The following is a 22,711-nucleotide window of genomic DNA, read 5'->3' on the forward strand; positions in this document are numbered from 1 at the left end:
CGACGGTCTCGGTGGTACTCACGCGTCCGCCCGCCAGCCGAGGTGGAGGACGGCGACGTCGTCGGCCAGTCCTCCGTACGGAGCGGCGCTCTCCGTGGCACCCGCGACCAGGGCGTCCACGAAGGCCCGTGGCCCCAGATCGGCGTGTTTCTTGGCCATCGCCAGCAGTCCTTCCTCGCCGAGACGGGCCTGCGGGCCCGTACGGCCTTCGAACAAACCGTCCGTGAAGAGGACGAGTTCGCTGCCCGGGGGCAGCTCCAGCTCCGTGAGCGTCCAGCGGCCGGCACCCGGAAGCAGACCCAGGGCCATGCCCACGTCGGGCTCCACCCAGCTGACGTCCGTGCCGCGCCGGAGCAGCAGCCCGGGGTGGCCGGCCCGCGCGATGTTGACCCGGTCCCTGCTCGCCGGGAAGACGAGCGTGGTCACCGTGGCGAAGACATGGGGGTCCGACCGCTCGGCGGCGAGTATCCCCTCCAGGAGGCTGATCTTCTCCAGCTGGGAGACCCCGGTCATCACGGCCGTGCGCCAGGCCACCCGCAGACAGACGCCCAGAGCCGCCTCGGCGGCACCGTGTCCGGACACGTCACCGATCACGGCGTGCACCACACCGTCGTCCGTCTGCACGACGTCGTAGAAGTCACCGCTCAGCAGCCCGTGCGCACGGCCGGCCTCGTACCGTGCGGCGACCCGGAAGCTGTCGTCCTGCAGCAGCGGGATGGGCAGCAGCGCGCGTTCCAGGCGGGCGTTCTCCTGGGCTATGAGCCGGCTGGTCCGGATGGCGGCGGCCGACCGTTCGGCGTGCTTGCGCTGCAGGGCGTAGCGCACCGCACGGCCCAGGGCCTCGGGGTCGAGCCGGCCCTTGACGAGGTAGTCCTGTGCGCCGTGCGCGACCGCCGACAGGCCGGTCTCGGACTCGTCGAGACCCGTCAGGACGACGATGGCCGCGTCCGGGGCCGACTCGACCACCTGACGGACCGCGGCGAGGCCGTGTGCATCGGGCAGGTGGAGATCCAGCAGCACACAGACCGGAGCGGGGGAGGTCCGCAGGAACCGCCGCGCCTCCGCCAGCGTCTTGCACCACGTGAGCGAGGAATCCAGCTCGCTGTCGCTGAGCATCTCCTCGACGAGCAGGGCGTCGCCCGCGTCGTCCTCGACCAGGAGCAGAGAGGCGTCCACGTCCCAGACGGATGTTTCCCCAGCGGATTGCTGCTCCGGAATTCCCGCGGGCTCCAACAGCCCCGCAGAAACGCCCGGCGGCAATTCGGCCACGCCCCACACTCCCTCGAACGGACGGCGCGTGCCACCCCGCGCCGTAACGCCGTGAAGCATATGTGACCGAGGCCCGGCGCTCGGCCGGGCCTCGGTCGGTCTGATGGTGGGCAAGGTGTCCAAGCTCAGGCCTCGACGCACATGCCCGCGCGCAGGCGCTGCACGATCCTGCTGAGCAGCCGCGACACGTGCATCTGTGACACACCGAGCTCGGCGCCGATCTGGGCCTGCGTCATCTCCTGGCCGAAACGCATGCGGACGATCTTCCGCTCGCGGTCGTCCAGCTGGCGCAGCAGCGGAGCCAGTGCGTGCAGATTCTCGACACTCTCCATGCCGGGGTCCTCCTCACCCAGCACATCGGCGTACGCCCGCTGGTCGCCGCCGGAGTCGCTGTCGGCACTGGGGGTGTCCAGCGAGCCCGCGGAGTACCCGTTGGCCGCCACCAGGCCCTCGATGATCTCTTCCTCGGGGAGATCCAGATGCGCGGCGAGCTCCGCGACCGTGGGGTCGCGGTCGAGCTCGGACGACAGCAGCTCCTTGGCCTTCGCCAGCTCGACCCGCAGCTCCTGCAGCCGGCGCGGGACGTGCACGGACCACGTCGTGTCGCGGAAGAACCGCTTGATCTCGCCGACGATGTACGGCACGGCGAATGTGGCGAATTCCACCTCACGCGACAGGTCGAACCGGTCGATGGCCTTGATCAGGCCGATCGTTCCCACCTGGATGATGTCCTCGGCGTCGTCACCGCCCCGGTTGCGGAAACGCGAGGCGGCGAACCGCACCAGCGAGAGATTCATCTCGATCAGAGTGTTGCGCGCGTACTGGTACTCGTGGGTTCCCTCTTCGAGGACCTGCAGCCGGTCGAAGAACAGCTTCGACAGAGCGCGGGCGTCCTGCGGCGCGATCTTGCCCGCGTCCTCGATCCACGGAAGCGCGGCCTCGTCCGAACCGGTACCCACCTCGTCGCACTGCGCATCCGCCGTGCCGATCGTTTCGGTGGTTCGCACTGACATGGCCGTCATGGTGTCGCCCTCCCTGAATCCGGTGTACGCACCGGCACCTGCCCGCCTCCGCGGAAGTCATGCCTCCTCGTCTTCGAACTTCTTCCCTGTGTTGCCCGGACCGAACGTTTTTCCGCGCATCGACCCTTTCGGGTCGGTCGATTTGATGGCTTTAAGGGGTATTTGTCCCATCCGCTTACTGGTCGGTGTGTGAGGAGCGTCTCATTCCGGGCAGGTGTGGTGGTCCCGGGAACAGAAGGAGAGGACATGAGCGACAGCGGCGCGGCGGGACTGCGCACCGTCACCACCAGGATCCCCGCGCGACTTGACCGGCTGCCCTGGTCCCGATGGCACTGGATGATCGTCATCGGGCTGGGCACCGTCTGGATCCTGGACGGCCTCGAGGTCACGGTCGTGGGCAACATCGCCAGCAGGCTCTCCGAGGACGGCAGTGGACTCGCCATCAGTGACGCCCAGGTGACCGGCATCGCGGCCGCGCTGTATGTAGCCGGAGCCTGCTCCGGCGCGCTGGTCTTCGGCTGGCTCACCGACCGCTTCGGGCGCAAGAAACTCTTCCTCATCACCCTCGCCGTCTACCTGGCGGCGACCGCCCTCACCGCGATCTCCTTCTCGGCCTGGTGGTTCTTCCTCTTCCGCTTCCTCACCGGCTTCGGCATCGGCGGGGAGTACGCGGCGATCAACTCCGCCATCGACGAGCTGATCCCCAGTAAGTACCGGGGCCGCGTCGACCTCGTCATCAACGGCAGCTTCTGGCTCGGAGCGGTGGCCGGCTCCCTGCTCTCCGTGGTCGCCCTGAACACCGGCATCTTTCCCAAGGATCTCGGCTGGCGGCTCACCTTCGCCCTCGGTGTGGTCCTCGGGCTGGTGATCCTGCTCGTCCGCCGCCACGTACCGGAGAGCCCGCGCTGGATGGTCACCCACGGCCGTGACCGGGAAGCGGAGGAACTCGTGGACGGGGTGGAGCGCGAGGTGGAGTCGGAGACAGGCGCGAGCCTGCCTCCGGCCGCGTCCTCCATCACCGTCCGGCAGCGCAGGAGCATCGGCTTCGGGCTCATCGCCCGTACCGTCTTCCGCTCCTATCCCAAGAGGGCGGTCCTCGGACTCGCCCTCTTCATCGGGCAGGCCTTCCTCTACAACGCCATCACCTTCGGCTTCGGTTCGATCCTCGTGAAGTTCTTCGACGTCTCCAGCGGCGCCACCGGCTACTACTTCGCCGTCATCGCGTTCTGCAACTTCCTGGGGCCGCTCTTCCTCGGCCGCCTCTTCGACACCGTCGGACGTAGGCCGATGATCGCGGGGACGTACATCCTCTCCGGAGTGCTGCTCTTCGGTACCGCGGGGCTGTTCGGCGCCGGGGCCCTGACGGCCGTCACGATGACCGGATGCTGGTGCCTGGTCCTCTTCGTCGCCTCGGCCGGCGCCAGCTCCGCCTACCTGACCGTGAGTGAGATCTTTCCCATGGAGACCCGGGCGATGGCCATCGCGTTCTTCTACGCGGTGGGCACCGCGGCGGGAGGGATCACCGGCCCCCTGGTCTTCGCCGACCTGACACAGAGCGGAGTGGTCGGCGACACCGTCCTGGCGTTCTGCGTCGGGGCCGGTCTCATGGTGGCCGCCGGACTGGTCGCCCTCTTCTTCGCGGTGCCGGCCGAGCAGAAATCCCTGGAGGAGATCGCCACCCCGCTGTCGGCGACCTGACGGCCGGGGCGCGCGGAACCGGGCGGGCCCGGCGGCCGAACGGAGCAGCTCCGGAGTCGTGGCAGACTTGACCGGGGCACTCGGCCCGTGGCGCGCCGGCCCTCGCCGGCCCCCGGCCGGACCTCCTCCCCACGCCCGGCGGCGGCGCGAGTGACGAGTGACAGAGGAACGGCAATGACGGTGACACAGGACAGCCCTGAGCGCGCTCCCGGAATCGACGAGTTCGGTCCCGGAATCGACCCGGAGCGGCTTGCCGTCTGCCTCGGCGTCCTCGACGAACTGGACACCATCGAGGTCGACCACCCCGACGCCATCGCCGTGCGCCGGGCCACCGCGGGCATCTACCGCACGGTGAAGCAGCGCCGACGCCAGGAGCGCCGCGCCGCGAAGACCGCCCACGACAAGGCGGTCACCGAGGCGACCGCGACCGGCTCCGCCGAGCGCATCGACGACGAGACCCAGGGCGTACTGCCCTCGTCCTCGGCCACCGCCGAGATCGCGGGCATACTCCAGCGCCCCAGGTCCTGCTACATCTGCAAGACCCGGTACGTCGAGGTCGACGCCTTCTACCACCAGCTCTGCCCGACGTGCGCCCGGGAGAACCGCGCCCGCCGCGACGCCCGCACCGACCTCACCGGGCGCCGGGCGCTGCTCACCGGCGGCCGGGCCAAGATCGGCATGTACATCGCGCTGCGGCTGCTGCGTGACGGCGCCCACACGACGATCACCACCCGCTTCCCCAACGACGCCATCCGCCGTTTCAAGGCGATGCCGGACAGCGACGAGTGGATCCACCGGCTCAAGATCGTCGGGATCGACCTGCGCGACCCCGCCCAGGTGGTGGCACTGGCCGACTCGGTCGCCGCCGAGGGGCCGCTGGACATCCTGATCAACAACGCCGCACAGACCGTCCGCCGCTCCGCGCAGGCCTACAGCGAGCTGCTGAACGCGGAATCCGCCCCGCTGCCCGCGGGTGAACTGCCGGCCTCCGAGGTCATCGGGACGTTCGGCAGCGGCACCGTCGACCGGGTCGCCGCCCTGCCGGCCGCCCGCAAGGAGGGCCAGGGGCTCAGCGCCCAGGACGTCACCGACCTCGCGCTGGTCACGGGATCCGCCTCACCGGCCCGTATCGCCGCCGGCACGGCGATCGACGCGGGCGGCCTGGTGCCGGACCTGCACGACACGAACAGCTGGATCCAGACCGTCGAGGAGGTCGAGCCGATCGAGCTCCTCGAGGTCCAGCTCTGCAACTCCACGGCCCCCTTCATCCTGATCAGCCGGCTCCGCCCGGCGATGGCGCGGGCTGCCGAACGCGCCTACGTCGTGAACGTCTCCGCCATGGAGGGCGTGTTCAGCCGCGGGTACAAGGGGGCGGGACACCCGCACACCAACATGGCCAAGGCCGCGCTGAACATGCTGACCCGCACGAGCGCCCAGGAGATGTTCGAGAAGGACCGCATCCTCATGACGGCCGTCGACACCGGCTGGATCACGGACGAGCGCCCTCACCCGGACAAGATCCGCCTCGCGGAGGAGGGTTTCCACGCCCCGCTCGACCTCGTCGACGGCGCCGCCCGCGTCTACGACCCGATCGTGCGCGGCGAAGCGGGCGAGGACCTGTACGGCTGCTTCCTCAAGGACTACGCGCCTGCCGGCTGGTGAACTCCGGCCCGCCCGCCGCCGCGGCGGCGGCCCGTCCCCACGGGCCGCCGCCGCGGCTGTAGGGCCCCGGCCCGGTTATCCGGGGCCGCCGTGGTCCGAGGGGCGCGTGATCGAGCGGTGGCCGGTGAGCCCGCTGGCTGAAAGTGACCCAGGACACACGTTCCGTCGAGCGGGATGCCGCTCATTTGGCTACTCTGAACGGAACGGACGCCACCAAGGGATCCACGAAACTTCCTCGGCCGTCCTGGGACGGGTCTGTAAGCAGGCCGCCGTCCCGCCCCGTACCGGCGCCACCGCGACCGAACTGTTTCAGCCCCTGCCCCGTAAAGGGTGGGCGATACACGGTTCTCACCGCCGCAGCGTCGCCACCGCCCCGGGGTTACGCGACACATAAGGAGTCCGCGGTGACACCTGAGATGACACAGAGCGAGCAGCGCCCGGCCGAACTGACCGTGGAGCGGCCCCGCCGGCCCGAGAAGCTCCGCAACATCGAGGTCTGGGCACGGTCGGCGCCGATCCGGCTCGCCGGCTACGAGGACGATCTGGCCGAGCCCCACATCCTGCCCGGCATCGACTGACCGCTCCCGCCCCGCGTCGCACGAACCGAGCTCCCGCACCCCGCATCGGCGGGGGCCGGAGCCGTCGTCCTGCCCGGGGCCCGAGCCGTGGTCACGCCCGCGCCGTCGTCAGGGCGGGCCTGGCCGCCGGAGTGAGGCCGGCAGGGACGCGGGCCGCATGAAGTCCCGCACGTAGGTCCGGTTCCACCAGCGTCCCGTGGCCCTCAGCTCCCGCAGGTCCGTGAACGTGTAGTGGAAGACCCTGGCCCGTACGTGGATCGGTGGGGCGTCCGGGAACGGGTTGTGGCGCAGCAGCCGCAGGGTGTCCCGGTCGCCCAGGAGCAGCCGTTCGACGAAGGGCCCGAACCAGGAGTGGGCGTACGCGGGGGAGAGCGCCGCGAACCACATCATCCAGTCGAGCCGCAGGTGGTACGGGGCGAACTGGCGGGGCAACCTGCGTGGATCTCCGGGTTTGCCGCGGAAACCGTACTCGCGCCACCTGGTGCCCGCGTGGACGACCGGTTCGTCGGTGCCCTCGACCACGACCTCCAGTCGCACCCGGCTGACGCTGCCGAACGCCCCGTAGGTGTTGACCAGGTGCAGCGGGTCGAACGACCGGTTCATCACCTGCCGGCGGGAGAGGAGATTGCGGGCGGGCCGGTAGCTCAGGAGCAGGACGAGGGCGGTGACCGCGACGACCACCACCTCGTACCAGATAGGCGGGGCGGCGGCCGTGGGCGCGGGGCCGGCCAGGGGGGACCAGTCGATCACCGAGAGGGCGATGACGACGGTCAGCCAGTTCAGCCAGGCGAAGTTCCCCGACAGCACCAGCCAGAGCTGGGTGATCGCCATCAGGCCCGCCGCCGCGCTCGCCACCGGTTGCGGGGTGAACAGGAGGAAGGGCACCGCGAGCTGGGTCACGTGGTTGGCGGCCACCTCGACCCGGTGCGCCGGTTTCGGCAGCCGGTGGAAGAACCAGCTGAGCGGCCCCGGCATCGGCTGGGTCTCGTGGTGGAAGTCGAGGCAGGTCAGCCGCCGCCAGCACGCGTCCCCGCGGATCTTGATGAGCCCGGCACCGAACTCCAGCCGGAAGAGCAGCCATCGCAACAGCCACAGCACCAGGACGGGGGCGGCCGTCTCCCCGTTGCCGAGGAAGACCGCGAGGAAGCCGGTCTCCAGAAGGAGGGACTCCCAGCCGAAGCCGTACCAGACCTGGCCCACCTGGACGATCGAGAGGTACAGAACCCACGGCACCGCCCACAGCGCCATCGCCCCCCAGAGCGGCAGGTACCCGTCCACGCCGGCGGCGAGAGCGGCCGAGACGGCGGCGCCCGTCCAGGCCACCAGGGCGAAGAAGCGGTCGGAGTAGTGCAGCCGGAACAGCCCGGGCGCCGACCGCCAGGGGGTGCGGCTCAGCAGCTCGGGCACGGGGAGCATGCCCCGAGCGCCGATCAGCGCCCGGAACTGCAGGGCCGCGGAGAGGAACGCGACCAGGTAGACGACGGCGAGCGAGCGCTGGAAGACCAGCCTGCTCAGCCAGTAGCCGTCCGCGGTGAACCAGTCCATCACCGACCAGTATCAGCATCGCCCGTCCCCTGCGCCGCCGACACGGCCCGGCGCAGCGACCTGCCGAGCCGGCGGGCGTACCACCGCTGGACCACCGGCACCACGGGGCCCGCCAGGCGCGTGTACCAGATGTGGGGGCGGGAGAACGCCGTGACCGTGAACCACACCGTCCCGTCGTCCGCGAGCTCCACGACGAAGCTCTCCTCCCCGCATTCGGGATGCCGCGCCCGGGTGCCGTAGGCGAAGCCGGTGCGGTTGTGCTCGTACGCGGTCCAGACGACCTCGCAGGCGGCGGTGAAGCGCAGCGGCCCGGCGCCGATCGACACCTCGACGGTGCCTCCGGCCGAGGCCCGCTCGGCCGACGCGTTCACCCGGGCCCCGGTGGCACGGTGCATGCGCCACTCGGTGACGGCGGCGCCCGCTGTCTCGAAGGCCGCCCGGCCGCGGCCGACCGCGGTCCGGTGGCGCAGGTGGTGATAACCCTCGGGCAGCGGCCCGAGACGGGTCGCGCCGACTTCCGGGTAGGTCAGGTTGCTCATGCGGTCCTGCTTTCCGAGGGTGCGGAGGGGGCGGGGTGGTGGAGACGGCGCCAGGCGAGCAGCGAGCAGAGGGCGAAGCCCAGCGCGTTGCCCAGTCCGTGCGTGGCGGCCATCCAGGTCAGGGTGGGGTGGGGGAGTCCGGTGGCCTCGCCGAGCGCCCAGCTCAGCGCCAGCACCATGGTGACCACGAGGACGGCGGCCGACGCGGTGAGCAGCGCCCGGGCGGGGCGGTCCGGGCCGCCGGCGCGTGCCGTGCGCCAGGTCAGCAGGGCGACCGCCCACATCCCCGCGGTGAGTACGACGGCGCCCGCCAGCTCGGCCGTGTCCCCCACGAAGTAGCCGCCGAGGACCAGGAGGGTGCCCAGCGGCACGCTCAGGGCGGCGAACCGGCCCCCCGCCCCGTCCCCGGCACGGCAGACCAGGCCCGCGACGAGTGCGGCGGCGAAGCCGGCGAAGTGGAAGTGCGGCACGGTCAGGGCGAGGATCCCCAGCCCGAAGCCGAAGAGTTCGTGGCCCGAGCGCTCGGCGACGAGGGCGAGCGCGGCGACCGACGGGGTGGCCAGGGCCGTCAGGAGCGCGATCTCCGCCGGTCGCGCGCTGCGGGTCCTCGCCACGCGGAGCGGAGCGTGCGCGGCCAGAAGTACCGTACCCAGGGCGTAACAGAGGGCGAGTGCGGCAGCGGCGCCTCCGCGCGGCAGCCAGAGGGACACGGCACCCGGCACCGCGAAGTACGGCCACAGGCGCCGTATCCGGCCGAGTGCGGGATCGCCGACGAGCCCGAGGCCCATCGGTACGACCACCAGCATGCCGAGCATCACGATCAGTCCCACCAGCACGGACACCGTGCCCCACCCCCGCGTCGTCCCGCGCCGCTCCCGTACCTCCACGGGAAACTGAACACGTTCAATAGTCGCCTCCCTCAGGGTAGAGCCTGACTTGAACACGTTCAAGTCAGGCGGCTCGGTCGAACAATGGGATGAATGGTGGCAGAGTGGCGCACATGGATGATCGGGTAGCGGGTACCCCGTCACTGCCGGACGACTGGCCCGCCCACCCGGACCTCAGCCTCGCCCTGAACCGCATGGGCAGCTTCGACTGGGATCTGGACAGTGGCCTCCTGCACATGGACGAGCCCGCCCTCGAGGTGTTCGACCTGCGCCCCGGCGAGTACGACAAGCGCCCCACGTCCCTCGCCCTGCGCGTCCCGGCCGACGAGGCGGTGCGGCTGGACCACCTGGTCTCCGAGGCGCTCAAGGGCGGCCGCAACGACTACGGCGCCTACTTCCGCAGGACCCGGAGCGACGGGACCCTGTGCTGGACCCACACCCAAGGCTTCATCCGCCGCGACGGCACCGGCAGGCCCCGCCGCATCATCGGGATCGTCCGCGACGCGACCCAGGAGCTCGCCGACTCCACCGCCCGCCGGACCGTGGACGAGGAACGCCGGCGCCGTACCAGCCTGGTCGAGGGCACCACCGCCGCCCTGGCTCACGCGCGCACCGTCCAGGACGTCACCGACGTGCTGAAGAACTCCCAGGGGCTGGCACACCTGGGCGCCACCAGCCTCGTCATGGGCCTGCTGGAGTCCGGGCGCATCCACCTGGTGGCGGACGGCCCCGAGGGGGCCTACGTACCCGGCACCCGGTTCACCCGCACGGACGAGGACTACCCGATGAGCGAGGTGATCCGCACCCTCACACCCCGCTTCATCGAGTCGGCCGAGGACTTCGCGGCCTCGTACCCCGTCCTGTGGCCCCACATCAGCCATCTCGGCATCACCGCCGCCGCCTATCTGCCGCTCATCGCCCAGGCCCGTCCGATCGGCGCGCTCGGCCTGCTCTACGGCAACAAGGCGGGCTTCACGGCCGACGAGCGCAACCTCCTGGTGGCGCTCGGCAGTTCGATCGCCCAGAGCCTTCAGCGGGCCATGCTCTACGAGCAGGAGCACGATCTCGCCCAAGGCCTCCAGCAGGCGATGCTCCCGCGCCGGATCCCCGAGGTGGCCGGCGCCCAGGTCGCCTTCCGCTACCGCTCGGCGCGACTGGGGCGGGACATCGGCGGCGACTGGTACGACATCATTCCGCTGCCCAACGGCCGCGTCGGGGCCGTCATCGGTGACGTGCAGGGCCATGACACTCACGCCGCGGCCGTCATGGGACAGCTGCGCATCGTGCTGCGTGCGTACGCCGCCGAGGGGCACAGTCCCGCCACGGTCATGGCCAGGGCCTCCGTCTTCCTCCACGAACTCGACACCGAGCGCTTTGCCACCTGCACCTACGCCGAGGTGGACCCCACCACCGGGGTGCTGCAACTGGTACGCGCCGGGCACGTGGAACCGCTCGTACGGGAGGCCGACGGAAGCTGCCGCAGGCTGACCACCGAAGGCGGGCTGCCGCTGGGGCTCTCCGCCGAGTTCGGGCAGCTGGAATACCCCGTCAACACCGTGGACCTCGACCCCGGCCAGACCGTCGTGCTGTACACAGACGGGCTGGTGGAACTGCCGGGCGAGGACTTCGACGAGGGCATGAGGCTGCTGACGGCGATGGTGAGCGAGGGGCCGCAGGACCTCCAGCGGCTGGCCGACCGGCTCTGCGAGGTCGTCGACGAGCGCGGTGGCGACGACGACGTGGCGGTGCTCCTGCTGCGCCGCAGCGCCGCCTACCCGCCCCATCCGGGCGGCCGGCTCCAGCAGCACGTCGCGCAGAACGACCCGGAGGCCCTGACCTCGTCCCGCCACATGATCCGGGCGGCGGTGCGCGCCTGGGGCGCGAAGGACCGCGCGGACGAGGTCGAGCTGGCGGCGGACGAGCTGATCACCAACGCGCTCATCCACACCGACGGCGGCGCGATCGTCACGATCCGGATGCTCACCGGCTCCGGGCGGCGTCTGCGGGTCGACGTGGAGGACCGGTCCAGCGCCCTGCCGCGCCGGAGGGACGCGGGCGACTCCGGCGTCTCGGGCCGGGGCCTCATGCTCGTCGACCGGCTGGCCGACACCTGGGGAGTGGAGTCACGCGGCAACGGCAAGAGCGTGTGGTGCGAGTTCGTCCTCCCGGACCGCTTCTGAGCGGTCCCGGACCCGCCCCGCCGGGTGCGGCCGGGCCGGATGCCGCCGACGTGCCCGCCTGCGCGCGCCTGAGTTCGACAGTACGTAGCATGTCCGTGCTTGTCCGTAACCGACCATCAGGATTGACTGCGATCCCGCAGTTCTCCCGTCGATGACGCGAGGCCCCGTTGAGTACCGAGCTACTGGCACCCCTTGATCTGGCTTTCTGGCACCTCGAGACCGACACCCACCCGATGCACCTCGGCGCGCTCGCCGTCTTCTCCCCGGTGCCCCCGGTCGCCCCGCGGGACCTGCTGGAACTGCTCGGTGCCCGCGCCGCCGCCGTTCCGCGCCTGCGGATGCGGGTGCGCGACGTACTGCTGCCGGTGGGCGGAGCGGCCTGGGTCGCCGACAAGGACTTCGACGTGCACCGGCACGTCAAGCGGGTGGTGCTCGACGGCGGCGACTTCATGACCGAGGCCACCCGGCTCGCCGGTGAACTCATGGAACAGCCCCTCGGGCGGGGCCGGCCGCCATGGCAGATGTATCTGCTCGACAGCCCCGGGGGCGGGCCGTTCGCGGTGCTCGTCAAACTGCACCACGCCCTCGCGGACGGGATGCGGGCCGTCGCCATCGGCGCCGGCATCTTCGATCAGATCGCCCCGGCGGGCACCGGCCGCGCGGCGGGCCGCCGGGTATCGCTGTCCCCGCGCCCCCGGCTGCCCGGACCGTCCGAGGTGGCGGGCATGGCGCTGGACCGGATCGGGGGCGTCGGCCGGGCGCTCGGCGTCGGCGCCTCCGTCGTCCGGGCCAGCCGCCTCGACCTGCGCGGTACGACCGCCCTGACCGCGCATTCCAGCGGTACCCGGCGCATGGCCACCGTGGACCTCGACGCCGGAACGGTTCAGCGGATCCGGCGCGCGGAGGGCGGCACCGGCAACGACGTGCTGCTCGCGGTGGTCGCCGGAGCACTGCGCCGCTGGCTGCTCGAACGCGGCGAGCGGCTCCCCGGCGCGGACCCGCGCGCGCTGGTGCCCGTCTCCCGGCGCAGACCGGGCGGCGCGGCCGGCGGCAACCGGCTCTCCGCGTACCTGCTCGCCCTCCCGGTGGGTGAGCCCGACGCCCGGGAGCGGCTGCGGCTGGTGCGCACCGCCATGGACCGCAACAAGGCGGCGGGCCCGATGCGCGGTGCGGGCGCCGTCGCCGTACTCGCCGACCAGCTGCCCGCGCTGGCCCACCGGTTCGGCGCGCCGCTGGCCGGGAACGCGGCCCGGATGCTCTTCGACGTCCTGGTCACCAGCGTGCCCCTGCCGCGCTCGGCACTCTCGCTCGGCGGCTGCCCGCTACGGGCCGTCTACCCGATGGCGCCGCTCGCCCGGGGGCAGTCGCTGGCGATCGCCCTGTCCCCGTACGGCGGGCAGGTGCAGGTCGGTCTCGTGGCCGACGGCGAGGCACTGCCGGATCTCGGCCGGCTGGCGGCCGCGGTCCACGACGAGTTGTGTGCCCTCGGCGCACTCGTCCCCTCGGTGCCGGCTCCGGCCTGAGGGCTTTTCCGCGCCAGAGATCGGACTGATCGCCGCCCTTTCCCGGCTGTCGCCCGTGCGGGCCGGCTTGACGGCCCCGAGTGATCCGATGAATATTCTGTCCGACGAGGGACGACCACCGGCGGGGGCGGCACAGGCATGGAGCGCAACAGGCTCGGGCGCAGCGCGGTGGAGATCACCGCGCTCTCCTTCGGAGCGTCGGCCATAGGCAACCTCTTCACCCGGGTCGGACCCGGGCAGGCCGCCGCCGCAGTCGACGCGGCCTGGGAGGAGGGTGTCCGCCACTTCGACACGGCCCCGCACTACGGGACCGGGCTGTCCGAACGCCGCCTCGGTGAGGCCCTGCGCGCCCGCCCCAGGGACAGTTACACGGTGTCGACGAAGGCGGGCCGGCTGCTCGAGCCCCTCACGGCGGCCGAGGCGACGGCGTCCGGCGGGCTCTCGGAGGGGTTCGACGTGCCCCACACCCACCGCCGCCGTTGGGACTTCAGCGGGGACGGCATCCGCCGGAGCATCGAGGAGAGCCTCGAACGGCTCGGCCTCGACCGCGTCGACGTCGTCTATCTGCACGACCCCGACGACCATGAGGAGGCCGCCTTCCGGGAGGGGTACCCGGCGCTGGAGCAGCTCCGCGCCGAAGGCACGGTCGGCGCCATCGGCGCCGGCATGAACCGGACCGCGATGCTCACCCGCTTCGTGCGCGACACCGACGTCGACGTCGTCCTCTGCGCCGGCCGCTTCACGCTCCTGGACGGGAGCGCCCTGGACACGCTGCTGCCCGAGGCCGCGGCGCGGGGACGCAGCGTCGTCGTCGGAGGCGTCTTCAACTCCGGACTGCTCGCCGACCCCCGCCCCGGAGCGACGTACGACTACGCCGCGGCCCCCGCCCACCTGATCGACCGGGCCCTGCGCGTGCGGGCCGTGACGGAGCGGCACGGCGTCCCGCTGCGGGCCGCCGCGCTCCACTTCCCGCTGCGCCACCCGTCCGTCGCGGGCGTCCTGGTCGGCCTCCGCTCCGCCGACGAGGTACGCGACGCCGCCGCCCTGCTCCGCAGGCCCGTGCCCGAGGCACTCTGGGACGATCTGCGCGCCGAAGGGCTCCTGGACGACCGGTCCCTTCCTGCGGCGGACGGCGGCCCGGGAACCGGCGCATGACGCAGTCGGTGCCTGTCGTCGACGCCCATCACCACGCCCGGGACCTCGCCGTACGCGACCAGGACTGAATCAGGGGCGCACAACTCGCCCCCGTCCGCCGCACCTTCACCCTCGCCGAACTGGAGCCCGAGACCCGCGCCGCAGGTGTGGAAGCCACCGTGCTCGTGCAGACCGCCACCACCCCCGAGGAGACCCCCGGAACTCCTCGCCCTCGCCGCGGCCCACGATCTCGTCGCCGGCGTCGTCGGCCGGACCGACCTCACCGCGCCGGACATCGCCGACACCCTCGCCGGTTTGCGGTGCCTGTCCGGTGGCGACCGGCGGGCCGGTATCCGCCCACCAGGTCCGGAACGAGCCCGACCCCGAGTGGCTGCTGCGCCCCGACGTCCTGCGCGGACTCGGGGCCGTCGCCGCCGCAGGCCTCGCCTACGACCTGTTCGTCCGTCCGCTGCACCTGCCTGCCGCCGCCCGTGCCGCGGCGCTCGTGCCAGGGCTCACGTTCGTCCTCGACCACGCGGGCAAACCGCCGGTGGCCCGGCGGCGAACGCGGCCGTGGTCCGCCGGACTGCGGGCCCTGGCCGCACTCCCCCCACACCGTCTGCACACTCTCCGGCCTGGTCACCGAGGCCGACCCCGCGCTCCTGGACCGTCCATGACCTGCGCCCGTTCGCCGGCATCGTGATCGACGCCTTCGGCCCCGGACGGCTGATGTTCGGGTCCGACTGGCCGGTGTGCCTGCTCGCCGCTCCGAGCGCCGGCGTCCTCGAGGCTGCGCGGGCGCTCACCGGGCGCCTCGGCGAGGAGGAACTGCGGTCCGTCTTCGCGGGCACCGCCCGGCGCGTCCACGGCCTGCGGACGACCTGGATCCGCGCCGTCCGGCAGGCATCCGGCGGGCCGCTGCGGCAGGCTGGGGTCATGCCCGAACTGCCGGAAGTCGAAGCCCTGCGGGACTTCCTCGACGACCACCTCGTCGGGAAGGAGATCGCCCGCGTCCTGCCCCTCGCGATCAGTGTCCTCAAGACGTACGACCCGCCGGTCACCGCCCTGGAGGGCGCGACCGTCACCTCTGTGGCCCGCCACGGCAAGTTCCTGGACATCGCGGCCGGAGACCTCCACCTGCTCGTCCACCTGGCCCGGGCCGGCTGGCTGCAGTGGAGGGACGACTTCCCCGCGACGCCGCCGCGGCCGGGCAAGGGCCCCCTCGCCCTGCGTACGGTCCTCACGGGCGGCGACGGCTTCGACCTGACCGAGAGGGGTACCACCAAGCGCCTCGCCGTCCATCTGGTGCACGACCCGGCGGAGGTGCCCGGCGTCGCACGCCTCGGGCCCGACCCCCTGGCCGACTCGTTCGACCGGGAGACCTTCGCCCGGCTGCTGGGCGGGGTGAGCCGCCAGATCAAGGGAGCCCTGCGGGACCAGTCGTTGATCGCGGGCATCGGCAACGCCTACAGCGACGAGATCCTGCACGTCGCGAAGATGTCGCCCTTCAAGCTGACCACCGGTCTCGGCGAGGACGACATCACCCACCTGTACACGGCCCTGCGCACCACCCTCCAGGACGCCGTGGAACGCTCACGGGGCGTCGCGGCCGGAAAGCTCAAGGCCGAGAAGAAGAGCGGCATGCGCGTCCACGGCCGCGCCGGACAGCCCTGTCCCGTCTGCGGCGACACCGTCCTGGAGGTCTCGTTCAGCGACTCCTCCCTGCAGTACTGCCCCACGTGCCAGACCGGCGGCAAGCCCCTCGCCGACCGCCGCCTGTCCCGCCTGCTCAAGTAGCCGGCCGGCTGACGGCGGCGCCGGAGCCCTGGCCGAGTCCTGTGGGTGCATGCCCCACCCCCGGTACGCGATGGCCCCGTGGACCCCCGGAACCACCGAGCCCGGTAAGCCCTACACTCCGGCCTCATGCTGCGTGTACTGGCCGTCGACGACGAAGAGCCCGCCCTGGAGGAACTCCTCTACCTCCTGCGCGCCGACCCCCGCGTCAGGAGCGCAGAAGGGGCCTCGGGGGCCACCGAGGCGCTGCGCCGCATCGGCGGTGCCGTCGACGCCGGGCCGGAGGATCCCTCGGCCATCGACGTCGTCTTCCTGGACATCCACATGGCCGGCCTCACCGGACTCGACGTGGCGCAGCTCCTGGCCGGGTTCGCCGAGCCGCCGCTCATCGTCTTCGTCACCGCCCACGAGGGCTTCGCCGTGCACGCGTTCGACCTCAAGGCCGTCGACTACGTCCTCAAACCCGTCCGCCGCGAGCGCCTGGCCGAAGCCGTCCGCCGCGTCGCCGAGCAGGTCGGTGAGCGCTCCGCGCCCGTCCACGACACGGCCGCCGACCAGATCGCTGTCGAGCTCGCCGGGGTGATCCGGTTCGTCGCGGTCGAGGACATCGCGTACGCCGAGGCGCAGGGCGACTACGCCCGGCTGCACACCGCCACCGGCAGCCACCTCGTCCGGATTCCGCTCACCACCCTGGAGGAGCGCTGGCGTTCCCGGGGCTTCGTACGCATCCACCGCCGCCATCTCGTCGCGCTGCACCGCATCGACGAGCTGCGGCTCGACGCGGGCAGCATGAGCGTCCGCATCGGGGAGGCGGAACTCGCGGTCAGCCGTCGTCACACCCGCGCCCTGCGTGATCTCCTGATGCGGCAGACCGGCCGCTGACCTGCGCCTACCCCATCCACACCCCTTCCCAGGCGGCCCCCGCGCCGCCTACACTCCGAGCCCATGTCCGCAGAGAGCACCCCCCGGCGCGAAGTGGTCACGGGGGAGCCGCGACGGGTGCGTCCGCTGCCCCGCTACCGTGCCCAGTCGGAGATCGACGAGCAGACCGCCCTCGGCGGCGCCTACGTGCGCTCGCTGATGCGCAGTCAGCTCCGCGCCGGCCTCACCGCCTTCACCGTGCTCGCCCTGGTGGCCGGCACCCTGCCCCTGGTCTTCGAGGCCCTGCACAGCAACGCCGTCGTCTGGGCGGTGCTCGGCTTCGCCACCTGTCCGCCGCTCACCCTGACCGCCTGGTGGTACGTACGCCGGGCGGAACGCAACGAGCGCGACTTCGCCAGACTCGTGGAAGGCCGTCCCGCACCGTGAGCACCCCAGGCCATCCGGCATCGGTGGTGGCGGTCGCCCTCGTCGTCCTCACCACCGTTCTCGTCGGCGGCTTCGGCCTGCGGATCTCCCGCACCACCTCCGACTTCTACGTCGCCTCCCGCACCGTGCGGCCCCGGCTCAACGCGGCGGCGATCAGCGGTGAGTACCTCTCCGCGGCCTCCTTCCTCGGCATCGCCGGGCTGGTCCTCGTGCACGGCCCCGACATGCTCTGGTACCCGGTCGGCTACACCGCCGGATACCTCGTGCTGCTGGTCTTCGTCGCGGCCCCGCTGCGCCGCTCGGGGGCGTACACCCTGCCCGACTTCGCCGAAGGGCGCCTGGAGTCGCGGCAGGTGCGCCGGCTGGTCAGCGTGTTCGTGGTCGGCGCGGGCTGGCTCTACCTCGTCCCGCAGCTCCAGGGCGCCGGACTCACCCTGAAGATCCTCACCGGAGCGCCGGGGTGGCTCGGCGACGCCCTCGTCGCCTCGGTCGTGGTGATCGCCGTCGCGGCCGGCGGGATGCGCTCGATCACCTTCGTCCAGGTCTTCCAGTACTGGCTGAAGCTCACCGCGCTCCTGGTCCCCGCGATCTTCCTGGTGCTGGCCTGGCGCGGCGACGGACAGCCACGCGTCAGCTTCGACGACCAGGTGTCCGCCTTCCGCGCCGACCACCCGCTCTACGCGACGTACGGCCTGATCGTGGCCACCTTCCTCGGCACCATGGGCCTGCCGCACGTCGTGGTGCGCTTCTACACCAGCCCCAACGGCCGCGACGCCCGCCGGACGACCGTCGCGGTCCTCGCCCTGGTCGGCACGTTCTACCTGCTGCCGCCGGTGTACGGAGCGCTGGGCAGGCTCTACGCCCCCGAACTCATCCACGGAGGCGACTCCGACGCCGCCGTGCTGCTGCTGCCCGCCCGGGTGATCGGCGGCCTCGGCGGGGACCTGCTCGGCGCGCTCGTCGCGGGCGGCGCGTTCGCCGCGTTCCTGTCCACGGCGTCCGGGCTCACCATGGCCGTCGCCGGAGTGATCACGCAGGACGTCCTGCCCACGCGCGGCGTGCGGCACTTCCGGCTGGCCACCGTCCTGGCCGTCGCCGTGCCGCTGGCCGGTTCGCTGCTGGTCGGCCGCGTGCCGGTGGCCGACGCGGTCGGCATGGCGTTCGCGGTCTCCGCCTCGTCGTTCTGCCCGCTCCTCGTCCTCGGTATCTGGTGGCGGCGGCTCACCCCGCCCGGCGTGATCGCCGGACTGCTGCTGGGCGGCGGCTCCGCTCTGCTGTCCGTGGCGATCACGGTCAGCGGCGTGGTCCGCCCACCGGGCTGGCCGCACGCCCTGCTCGCCTGGCCCGCCGTCTGGTCCGTCCCGGTCGGCTTCCTCGCGATGGTCCTGGTCTCCCTGGCCACCCCGGGGCGGATACCGCCGGGCACCAACGCCGCCATGTCCCGCTTCCATCTGCCGGAAGCACTGACCTCGGGGAGCGGGCGGTGACCGGGGCCGGGATCGCCGCCGTCGCCGTGCTCACCCTGCTCCTCTTCGGCACCGGCTTCCTGCTGGGCCGCACGGCCCGGCCGGTGCGTACCAGCGACGTGGGCACCCCGGTCGAACACGCCACGTTCGAGACCCTGCACACCGCCTCCCTGGCCGCCCCGCCCCTGCGCGCCGGACTGACCGAGGAGAGTGCCCGCAGATCGGCCCGCAGGCTCCGCTCGCTGCTCGGGACCGACGCCCTCTGCCTCACCGACCGCGACCGGGTGCTCGTCTGGGACGGCGAGGGCGACCACCACGGCAAGGACGTGATGCACCAGGTGCGGGAGCTGCTCGCCAGCGGCCGGGACACCGCGTTCCACAGCGACTGCGGAGACCTGGACTGTCCGCTCCGCTGGGCGGTCGCCGTCCCGCTGACGGTCGACCACCGGGTGCACGGCACGCTGGTGGCGTACGCCCCCCGGGAATCGGCCGTGCTCGCCAGAGCGGCGGGGGAGGTGGCCCGATGGGTCTGCGTACAGCTGGAACTCGCCGAGCTCGACCGCTCCCGCACCCAGCTCATCGAGGCCGAGATCAAGGCGCTGCGGGCCCAGATCTCGCCGCACTTCATCTTCAACTCGCTGGCCGCCATCGCGTCCTTCGTACGCACCGACCCCGAGCAGGCACGGGAACTGCTGCTGGAGTTCGCCGACTTCACCCGCTACTCGTTCCGCCGGCACGGCGAGTTCACCACGCTGGCCGACGAACTCCACTCCATCGACCAGTACCTGGCGCTCGTACGGGCCCGGTTCGGCGAACGGCTGTCCGTGACCTTGCAGGTCGCCCCCGAGGTGCTGCCGGTCTCCCTGCCGTTCCTCTGCCTTCAGCCACTGGTCGAGAACGCGGTCAAGCACGGGCTGGAGGGTGCCGTGCGCCGCAGCCGCATCACCATCAGCGCACTGGACGCCGGGGCGGAGGCCGAGGTCGTCGTCGAGGACGACGGCACGGGGATGGAGCCGGAGCGGCTGCGGCAGATCCTGCGCGGCGAGGGCGGCCCCTCCACCGGGATCGGGCTGCTCAACGTGGACGAACGGCTGCGGCAGGTGTACGGGGACGACTACGGGCTCGTCATCGAGACGGGGGTCGGGGCCGGCATGAAGATCACCCTGAGGCTGCCGAAGTACCGTGCGGGCGTCCACGGATCGTGAGGCGGCGGGGCGCCCGGGCGGTAGGGGACGCCCGGCGCTCCCGGCGGCGTCCGGCGGCTCACCCCGACGGCCCGACGCCCCGACGGTGTCCGGGGCTCAGTAGAGATGGACCGCCAGATGGCCCAGCGGCAGTCCGAGCTGCCAGGCGGGCGTCCACACCTGAGCCTCGCCCTCCCCTTCCTCCGCAGTACGTCCCCTGTGCGGCGTGCCGATCGCCTCCAGGTCGGCCGCCGGCAGCTCGGTCTCCTCCAGCCACCGCCACGCCGCACGCGCCAGGGCGAGATCGGGGTCCGGCCACGTCCCGGGCCCGTGCGTCCAGCCGCTCGCACACCCACCGCCGCCAGGGCGTGCCGGCGGCGGTGAGCAGCCTCAGCTCGTCCACCTCGGCCGCGGACAGCGCTCCTGCCGCCGATGTACCGGGGAGCGGCACCGCCCCGCCGGCGAGGAAGAGGGTCAGGGCGAGGGCTTCGCGCCCGGCCCGGTACTCGAGCGACGCCGGTTCCATCAGGTCACCGTTCACGAGTACCTCGTCCGCGACGTACTCGGCGTACATCCAGGCCATCGGGACCGGCAGCCCGCCTCCTCCGGTGAGGTCGTGAAGTTCGGGACGCATCCCGCCTCGCCTCTTCCTTCGACTCGGCACGGGGGGTTCACGCGGCATTGAACCGGGGGCGCCTTCCCCGCGTGGGCAGAAGGGCAGGATCCGTCGGAGATACGAGGTGTGATGACCGCCGACCGCGGTGACGGCCCCCATGTCGTGCGGCTGCTGGGCGCCTACGTCCTCGACGCCCTGACGGAGGACGAGAGTGGTCCCGTAGCCCGGCACCTCCAGCGGTGCGACCCCTGCGCAGCCGCCTATGTGGAGGTCGCGGACGCCGTGTGCCTGCTCTCGCTGCTCGACGAGGAGGAGCTGCTGGAGTAGCCGGGCAGATTGCGTGAGAGCAGCCGCAGCGCGTAGTACGAACGGGACTTGACCGTGCCCGCCGGTATGCCGAGGGCCTGGGCCGTCTCGCCGACGCTCAGGCCACGGAAGTAGATCTGCACCAGAACCGCGCGGTGTTCCGGGCTCAGCGTCCTCACGGCCTCGCGCACGTCGAGCGCGCGCACCGCGGCCTCGGCGGTGTTCTCCCGGGCGGGGGCACTCTCCAGGACCGCGTCGCCGACCTCCGGCGGCCGGGCCTGTCGGGACCTGCGGGCGTCGATGGCGAGGCGCCTGGCCACGGTGAAGAGCCAGGGGCGCATCGAGTCGTACGGGGCGTCGAAGGCCTCGGGGTGCTGCCAGGCACGGACCAGGGTCTCCTGCAGCAGGTCCTCCGCCCGCTGGCGGTCACCGAAGGTCAGCCCGAGCAGGAAGTGGAACAGGGCCGGCCCGTGTTCCCGCTGCAGTTCCACGAGGGCCCGCTCATCGGTTGTCGCCGTGGTCATCGTGCACGTCCTTTCCCGAAGAGGCCCCAGCCGCCTCGCTCCACCTGGCGTATACGAACGCATCGCGCGGCCGGGGAACAGGCGGTGCACCGAGGTGTGCGGCGAGCGGTCGCACGGAGCGGCGAATGGTGCGGTGAACGGTCGAGAGGCAGCGATACAGCCGATTCAGGTACTTCGGACTCTTTGTCCTTGACTCACCGGTATGAATATATGTGTATTCGGATGGCCGAAATCATCCCAACCAGGAGTCGCGCAGATGATGCAGCACATCCGACCGGCCACGGTGCTCGCCGTCGCCGCACTGCTCGCCGCAACGGCCTGTACCGGCCAGGCGTCCGCGCCGCCGGGGTTCGCGGGGCGGCAGCCGTCCGTGGATCGCGGGGCGGGAGGCGGGGGAGCGGACGGGGCGCGCGCCTTCACCCTGCTGGCCTCGGGTGACGTCCTCCCGCACTCCTCGGTCATCGATCGCGCGGCTGCCGACGCCGACGGAAACGGCTACGACTTCCGCCCCATGCTCAAGGGAGCCGCTCCCCTGGTCAGGGGTGCGGATCTGGCCATCTGTCACATGGAGACGGTCTACGGGAAGAAGGGCGGCCCCTACACGGGCTATCCCTCCTTCCGCTCGCCGCCCGAGGTGGCGGCGGCCTTGCGTGCCACCGGCTTCGACTCCTGCTCCACCGCCTCCAACCACTCCATGGACGACGGTGTGGAAGGCATCGGGCGCACGCTCGACGCGCTGGACCGGGCGGGTGTCGCCCACGCCGGTTCCGCCCGCTCCGCGGCCGAGGCCCGCCGTCCGGCCGTGCTCACGGCCGGTACGGGCAAGAAGGCGGCGAAGGTCGCCCACCTCGCGTACACCTACGGCACCAACGACATCCCGCTCCCCGAGGGACAGCCCTGGGCCGTCAACCTGATCGACAAGGACCGGATCCTCGCCGACGCCCGCGAGGCCCGGCGCGCGGGCGCGGACGTCGTCGTCCTCTCCCTGCACTGGGGCACGGAGTGGCAGGAGGCCCCCGACGACATGCAACGCGAACTCGGCCGTGAGCTGACGGCCTCCGCCACCGACGGACGCCCGGACATCGACCTGATCGTGGGCACCCACGCGCACGTCCCCCAGGCGTACGAGAAGGTCAACGGCACCTGGATCGTCTACGGCATGGGCGACCAGATCGCCGGCGCCATGATCGACGACGAGGGAGCGCCCGCCCCGCGCGGCAACGAGAGCTCGATGGGCCGCTTCACCTTCGCCCCACCCGGCGAACCCGGTGGCCGCTGGAAGGTCACCAAGGCCGAATTCCTTCCCCAGTGGTTCGACCCCGTGGCCGGGCGCATCACCGACCTCGACGACCCGGCGGCCGGCGACGGGGACCGACGCCGCGAGATCCGCGACCGCATCAGTGCCGTCGTGCTCAGCCGGGGCGCCGCGCAGGACGGTCTCGTCAGGGGCAAGTGACCCGGCGGGGCGGGACGGGC

General features: G+C 72.1%; 19 protein-coding genes and 2 pseudogenes. 14 read left to right on the forward strand and 7 right to left on the reverse strand.

Annotated features, from left to right (window positions below; all coding sequences use genetic code 11):
* Positions 1 to 18: 18 nt before the first annotated feature.
* Positions 19 to 1,269, reverse strand: a complete 1,251-nt coding sequence (locus tag BA175_RS05135) for a PP2C family protein-serine/threonine phosphatase (RefSeq protein WP_069169995.1) — start codon at positions 1,267 to 1,269, stop codon at positions 19 to 21.
* Positions 1,270 to 1,394: 125 nt separating this feature from the next.
* Positions 1,395 to 2,291 carry an RNA polymerase sigma factor SigF gene (locus BA175_RS05140; RefSeq protein ID WP_069169996.1) on the reverse strand — a complete coding sequence of 299 codons (897 nt, stop codon included), beginning with the start codon at positions 2,289 to 2,291 and terminating at the stop codon, positions 1,395 to 1,397.
* 246 nt (positions 2,292 to 2,537) lie between these two features.
* On the opposite strand from BA175_RS05140, the gene BA175_RS05145 reads away from it, so the two are divergent.
* The 3 genes from BA175_RS05145 (at position 2,538) to BA175_RS31045 (ending at position 6,229) form a co-directional block, all read left to right on the forward strand.
* Complete coding sequence (locus BA175_RS05145; RefSeq protein ID WP_069169997.1) at positions 2,538 to 3,989, forward strand: MFS transporter; 1,452 nt, start codon at positions 2,538 to 2,540, stop codon at positions 3,987 to 3,989.
* A gap of 174 nt (positions 3,990 to 4,163) precedes the next feature.
* Positions 4,164 to 5,651 (forward strand): SDR family NAD(P)-dependent oxidoreductase, encoded by a 1,488-nt coding sequence (locus BA175_RS05150; protein WP_069169998.1) that lies wholly within the window; start codon positions 4,164 to 4,166, stop codon positions 5,649 to 5,651.
* 404 nt (positions 5,652 to 6,055) lie between these two features.
* The gene (locus BA175_RS31045) at positions 6,056 to 6,229 is read left to right on the forward strand and encodes a hypothetical protein (protein WP_175420722.1); all 174 of its coding nucleotides are present in this window, start codon (positions 6,056 to 6,058) and stop codon (positions 6,227 to 6,229) included.
* Between the two features lie 108 nt (positions 6,230 to 6,337).
* Here the strand turns inward: BA175_RS31045 and BA175_RS05155 are convergent, their stop codons facing one another.
* Genes BA175_RS05155 through BA175_RS05165 form a run of 3 tightly spaced genes read right to left on the reverse strand, consistent with a single transcriptional unit; the run spans position 6,338 to position 9,155 of the window.
* On the reverse strand, positions 6,338 to 7,774 hold the full coding sequence (locus BA175_RS05155; RefSeq protein WP_069169999.1) for a lipase maturation factor family protein: 1,437 nt from the start codon (positions 7,772 to 7,774) through the stop codon (positions 6,338 to 6,340).
* Positions 7,774 to 8,313, reverse strand: a complete 540-nt coding sequence (locus BA175_RS05160; RefSeq protein WP_069170000.1) for a DUF1990 family protein — start codon at positions 8,311 to 8,313, stop codon at positions 7,774 to 7,776. Before BA175_RS05160 ends, BA175_RS05155 begins: the two co-directional genes overlap by 1 nt.
* The gene (locus tag BA175_RS05165) at positions 8,310 to 9,155 is read right to left on the reverse strand and encodes a YndJ family protein (protein ID WP_069170337.1); all 846 of its coding nucleotides are present in this window, start codon (positions 9,153 to 9,155) and stop codon (positions 8,310 to 8,312) included. The genes BA175_RS05160 and BA175_RS05165 overlap by 4 nt, the downstream gene beginning before the upstream one ends.
* Before the next feature lie 158 nt (positions 9,156 to 9,313).
* Here BA175_RS05165 and BA175_RS05170 point away from each other — a divergent pair, with 158 nt between their 5' ends.
* The 9 genes and pseudogenes from BA175_RS05170 (at position 9,314) to BA175_RS05210 (ending at position 19,810) form a co-directional block, all read left to right on the forward strand.
* The gene (locus BA175_RS05170) at positions 9,314 to 11,380 is read left to right on the forward strand and encodes a SpoIIE family protein phosphatase (RefSeq protein ID WP_069170001.1); all 2,067 of its coding nucleotides are present in this window, start codon (positions 9,314 to 9,316) and stop codon (positions 11,378 to 11,380) included.
* Between the two features lie 167 nt (positions 11,381 to 11,547).
* Positions 11,548 to 12,903 (forward strand): wax ester/triacylglycerol synthase family O-acyltransferase, encoded by a 1,356-nt coding sequence (locus BA175_RS05175; RefSeq protein WP_069170002.1) that lies wholly within the window; start codon positions 11,548 to 11,550, stop codon positions 12,901 to 12,903.
* Between the two features lie 138 nt (positions 12,904 to 13,041).
* Positions 13,042 to 14,058, forward strand: coding sequence for an aldo/keto reductase (locus BA175_RS05180; protein WP_069170003.1), 1,017 nt, complete (start codon positions 13,042 to 13,044; stop codon positions 14,056 to 14,058).
* A 68-nt stretch (positions 14,059 to 14,126) separates the two neighbouring features.
* Positions 14,127 to 14,913, forward strand: a pseudogene (locus BA175_RS05185) (amidohydrolase family protein); the annotation flags it as partial.
* A gap of 60 nt (positions 14,914 to 14,973) precedes the next feature.
* Entirely contained in the window at positions 14,974 to 15,834 is an 861-nt protein-coding gene (locus BA175_RS05190; protein WP_069170338.1) for an Fpg/Nei family DNA glycosylase, read from the forward strand.
* A 126-nt stretch (positions 15,835 to 15,960) separates the two neighbouring features.
* Positions 15,961 to 16,713, forward strand: coding sequence for a LytR/AlgR family response regulator transcription factor (locus BA175_RS05195; protein ID WP_069170004.1), 753 nt, complete (start codon positions 15,961 to 15,963; stop codon positions 16,711 to 16,713).
* 63 nt (positions 16,714 to 16,776) lie between these two features.
* The gene (locus tag BA175_RS05200) at positions 16,777 to 17,139 is read left to right on the forward strand and encodes a hypothetical protein (protein ID WP_069170005.1); all 363 of its coding nucleotides are present in this window, start codon (positions 16,777 to 16,779) and stop codon (positions 17,137 to 17,139) included.
* Positions 17,136 to 18,626 carry a sodium/solute symporter gene (locus tag BA175_RS05205; protein ID WP_069170006.1) on the forward strand — a complete coding sequence of 497 codons (1,491 nt, stop codon included), beginning with the start codon at positions 17,136 to 17,138 and terminating at the stop codon, positions 18,624 to 18,626. The genes BA175_RS05200 and BA175_RS05205 overlap by 4 nt, the downstream gene beginning before the upstream one ends.
* Positions 18,623 to 19,810 carry a sensor histidine kinase gene (locus tag BA175_RS05210; RefSeq protein WP_069170007.1) on the forward strand — a complete coding sequence of 396 codons (1,188 nt, stop codon included), beginning with the start codon at positions 18,623 to 18,625 and terminating at the stop codon, positions 19,808 to 19,810. The genes BA175_RS05205 and BA175_RS05210 overlap by 4 nt, the downstream gene beginning before the upstream one ends.
* A gap of 96 nt (positions 19,811 to 19,906) precedes the next feature.
* On the opposite strand, the pseudogene BA175_RS31610 reads toward BA175_RS05210, so the two are convergent.
* Positions 19,907 to 20,423 (reverse strand): annotated as a pseudogene (locus BA175_RS31610) (hypothetical protein).
* A gap of 111 nt (positions 20,424 to 20,534) precedes the next feature.
* Between BA175_RS31610 and BA175_RS05215 the strand changes: the two are divergent.
* Positions 20,535 to 20,732, forward strand: a complete 198-nt coding sequence (locus BA175_RS05215) for a zf-HC2 domain-containing protein (RefSeq protein ID WP_069170008.1) — start codon at positions 20,535 to 20,537, stop codon at positions 20,730 to 20,732.
* Here BA175_RS05215 and BA175_RS05220 read toward each other — a convergent pair.
* Entirely contained in the window at positions 20,666 to 21,235 is a 570-nt protein-coding gene (locus tag BA175_RS05220; RefSeq protein ID WP_069170009.1) for a sigma-70 family RNA polymerase sigma factor, read from the reverse strand. The genes BA175_RS05215 and BA175_RS05220 overlap by 67 nt on opposite strands.
* Before the next feature lie 256 nt (positions 21,236 to 21,491).
* Between BA175_RS05220 and BA175_RS05225 the strand changes: the two genes are divergently transcribed.
* Positions 21,492 to 22,691, forward strand: a complete 1,200-nt coding sequence (locus BA175_RS05225) for a CapA family protein (protein WP_069170010.1) — start codon at positions 21,492 to 21,494, stop codon at positions 22,689 to 22,691.
* The last annotated feature ends 20 nt before the right edge of the window (positions 22,692 to 22,711 follow it).

Origin of the sequence: Streptomyces griseus (assembly GCF_001715295.1) — a bacterium.
GTDB classification, from domain to species: Bacteria; Actinomycetota; Actinomycetes; order Streptomycetales; family Streptomycetaceae; genus Streptomyces; species Streptomyces griseus_G.